The 3,734-nt window shown below is 67.4% G+C and carries 4 protein-coding genes; 2 read left to right on the top strand and 2 right to left on the bottom strand.

Annotated elements, in window-relative coordinates; genetic code table 11:
* On the bottom strand, nt 1–182 hold a 182-nt coding region (locus JNK68_02360; protein MBL8539194.1), incomplete at its 3' end, for a hypothetical protein.
* 139 nt (nt 183–321) lie between these two features.
* Entirely contained in the window at nt 322–897 is a 576-nt protein-coding gene (locus JNK68_02355) for a hypothetical protein (GenBank protein ID MBL8539193.1), read from the bottom strand.
* Nucleotides 898–1,096: 199 nt separating this feature from the next.
* On the opposite strand from JNK68_02355, the gene JNK68_02350 reads away from it, so the two are divergent.
* On the top strand, nt 1,097–2,365 hold the full coding sequence (locus JNK68_02350; protein MBL8539192.1) for an efflux RND transporter periplasmic adaptor subunit: 1,269 nt from the start codon (nt 1,097–1,099) through the stop codon (nt 2,363–2,365).
* Nucleotides 2,362–3,734: efflux RND transporter permease subunit (locus tag JNK68_02345; protein MBL8539191.1), on the top strand; the 1,373-nt coding region annotated here is incomplete at its 3' end. The genes JNK68_02350 and JNK68_02345, both read left to right, overlap by 4 nt.

Genomic DNA, 3,734 nt, shown 5'->3' with positions numbered 1-3,734 from the left:
GGGCCGTGCAGGGACGCGGGGCGTTCGAGTACCGTGGCAAGACGCATCGCAGCGGCATCGCGCCAGCGCGAGACGTCGATCGTCACGCCCCGGAGGACGGCCACCGCCACCATCGCAGCCAGTACGAAGAGTACGAGGAGGACGCCGGCAAGGGCCCGCAGCGCCCAACGCCTGCGGGTCATTGTCGCAGCGGTGCGCGACGGCCACGACACCGCCGCAGGGCCGGACCTTCACGGTCCGGCAGTGGTTGCAGAAAGCCGAGGGAGCGAGCGACGGTGCGCCGGGCGCGGATGTCGCGCGCGGCAGGCGCGAAGCGAGTGATCAGAGATCGAGACGGTTGATGCGGGTGCCGTTCACGCTGAGATCGGCCATGAGACCGGCATTGCTGAGAGCGAAACCGACCACCGGCTGCTGCGCGACCTGCGTGTCGAGGCGGGCATTGGCACCGACGTTGAGCATGGTGACCGAGGCATCCACACCCGCCGTCCAGCCGTTGCTCTGCTCGAACCGCCTGAGCGCGTCCTGCGTCATGAACAGGATGAAGAGTGCGCGCGACTGGCCGCCCGCCGTGAGGCCGACGGACGCCGCGCTGATGGTGTAGAAACCGGCCGTCTTGCCGCTCTTGCGCAGCGCGCCCTGACCGTGCGAACCGGCGACGATGAAACCACCGGAGACAACGGACGGGAACACCAGCACCCCCGTCGCCCGTCCTACCAGCTCCTGCGACCCGCCGACCTCGCGGTAGAGGCGCGAGAGCGCGTTGTCGACATCGGCGTTGATCGTCCGCCGCCTGGACTCCGGATCCGCGGCGGCACCGCCAGTAGTGGTGCAGCCTGCCGCGAGCAGTGACAGCCCGGCGATCGATGCGCCGGCCGCGAGAAACGTGCGCTTGTCCATATTGGCCCTTGTGATTCGGGTTGGGTGAGTGAACGGGGGTTGTCGATCGCTGTCGACCTCCCCTCTGCATCTTCAAGCTATCCGTTCGCCCTGGGTGAGTCAAGCCGCGCCCCCGCCAGTCCGGCTTGCAGAGAGCATCGACGCCAGCCTGCCGGCGGGCGTGCAATCGTCAGCGCACGGGGCACACGTGCACGCGGCTATGCCGGCGGGTTTGACGTTCGACCACGTTACTTTCCCGCACGATTCTGCGGTGTCCGTGGCAGACGGCGTGCACACCGTAGGGGCATGGTATCCTTGCGCACCCGCAGCATCGGCCACCTCGGGCACCGGTCAAACACAAAGAGGAAAACGCTCCATCGTGTCCCTGCGTCCCCCATTCCCATCTCCTGCACTGCCGTCTCTTCTGACCCTCCTCCTCGCTGCACCACTGCTCGCCCTGGTCGGCTGCGGATCGCCCGAGGAACCTGAAGCGCCAGAGATACGGCCGGTGCGCGTCGTCGTCGGCGAGCAGCGTCCCGGCGGCGACACGGTCACCCTCACCGGCACGGTGCAGGCGGCCACCGAAGTCAATCTGAGCTTCCGCATCGACGGCCGCATGATCGATCGCGCGGTCGGCGTCGGCGACACCGTACGTGTCGGGCAACTGATCGCCACGCTCAACCCGGAGAACGAGGAAAGCGGTCTGCAGGCAGCGCGCGCCAACCTCGCGGCGGCGAATGCGCAGATGGTGGAAGCGCAGAACAACTCCCAGCGCCAGCAGCGATTGCTGGAGCAGGGTTTCATCTCGAAGGCCGCTTTCGACCAGGTCGTGGCAACGCGCAAGGCCGCCGAGTCGCAGGTGGATGCGGCGCGTGCCAACGTCAACATCGCGCAGAATCGCCTGGGCTACACGCGGCTCATGGCAAACGCCGCGGGTGTCGTGACCGCGGTCGGCGCCGAGCCGGGCGAAGTCGTGCAGGCCGGCCGGATGATCGTGCAACTGGCGCAGCAGGGCGGCATCGACGCCGTCTTCGACGTGCCGCCGCAGGTGAAGGACATCGCACCGAGCCAGCCCGAGATCACCGTGGTGCTCACGATGAATCCGCAGGTGAAGGCGAAGGGGCGTGTGCGCGAGGTGTCACCGCGGGCCGATGCCATCACCGGCACCTTCCAGGTGCGCGTCGCGCTCAAGAGCCCGCCGCCGGAGATGCGTCTCGGCAGCACCGTGACCGGACGCATGTACGTCGGCGGTGCCGCGGGCATCAGCATTCCCGCCTCCGCGCTGACGCGGGCCGACCGGCAGCCGTCGGTGTGGGTGGTCGATCCGAAGGAGAACACCGTGTCGCTGCGGGCGATCGAGGTCGCGAGCTTCTCTCCCGACCAGGTCATCGTCGGCGGCGGACTCAGTCCCGGCGAAATCGTCGTCACCGCCGGCGTCCATGCACTGCGCCCAGGCCAGAAGGTAAGTCCGCTCGAGGCCACGAAGTGATCGGCCCGAATCTGTCGGAGTGGGCGATCCGCCGGCGATCGCTCGTGATCTTCCTGATGCTGGTCGCCGTGGTCGCCGGCGCGTTCTCGTTCCTGCGGCTCGGGCGCGCCGAGGATCCGGTGTTCACCTTCCGCACCATGATCGTCTTCGCGGCGTGGCCCGGCGCGACCATGGAGGAGACGCTCGACCAGGTCACCGAACGCATCGAACGCAGATTGCAGGAGACGCGTCACCTCGACTTCATCCGCAGCTTCACCCGACCCGGTTTCACCACCATGTTCGTCAACCTCAAGGGCTCGACTCCGCCCGAGGAGGTGCCGGGTGTCTGGCAGCAGGTACGCAACAACATCAACGACATCCGCCTCACGCTGCCGATGGGCGTCATCGGCCCCGGCTTCAACGACGACTTCGGCGATACCTTCGGCATCATCTACGGCTTTACCGCCGACGGCTTCAGCCAGCGTGAACTGCGCGACCACGTCGAGGACGTGCGCTCGCGCCTGTTGCGGGTGCCGGACGTGTCGAAGATCGAGATCCTCGGCGCGCAGGACGAACAGATCTTCATCGAGTTCTCGACCGAACGCCTGGCCGGCCTCGGTCTCGACTTCCCGAGCCTGATCGGGGCGCTGCAGCAGCAGAACATCGTGCGCCCGGCGGGCGTGCTCGACACGCGGCAAGAGCGGGTCATGCTGCGCGTGTCCGGCGCCTTCGACAACGAGGAGGACATTCGCTCGTTCAACTTCCGTGTCGGCGACCGCAACGTTCGCCTGGGAGACGTCGCCACCGTGCGGCGCGGTCTCGTCGATCCGCCCGATCCGATGTTCCGCGTGAACGGCAAGTCCGCCATCGGGCTCGCGATCGCGATGCGCGACGGCGGCGACATCCTCGCGCTCGGCGAGAATCTCAAGAAGGAAATGGCCGAGATCCGCCGCACCCTGCCGGTGGGCATCGAGCCCACGCTCGTTTCCGATCAGGCGGTGACCGTCGACACCGCTATCGGCGAGTTCATGGAATCGCTCTGGCAGGCGATCCTCATCATCCTCGTCTGCAGCTTCGTGAGCCTCGGCGTCAGGCCCGGCACGGTCGTGGCACTCGCCATCCCGCTCACGCTCGCCATCGTCTTTGCGGTGATGGACGCGACCGGCATCGATCTGCAGCGCATCTCGCTCGGTGCGCTGATCATCGCGCTCACCCTGCTGGTCGACGATGCGATGACCACCGTGGATGCGGCGATCCGGCGGCTTGCCGCCGGCGACAGCAAGGAAGACGCCGCCGTCTTCGCCTACAAGAATCTCGCGGCGCCCATGCTCGCCGGGACCCTGATCACGATCGCGGGCTTCGTTCCGATCGGCTTTGCGAAAAGCTCGGC

It is taken from the genome of Betaproteobacteria bacterium (assembly GCA_016791345.1).
Lineage (GTDB): Bacteria > Pseudomonadota > Gammaproteobacteria > Burkholderiales > JAEUMW01 > JAEUMW01.
The sequence above is the reverse complement of the archived record's forward strand: the minus strand, read 5'-3'. Positions and strand labels throughout refer to the sequence as shown.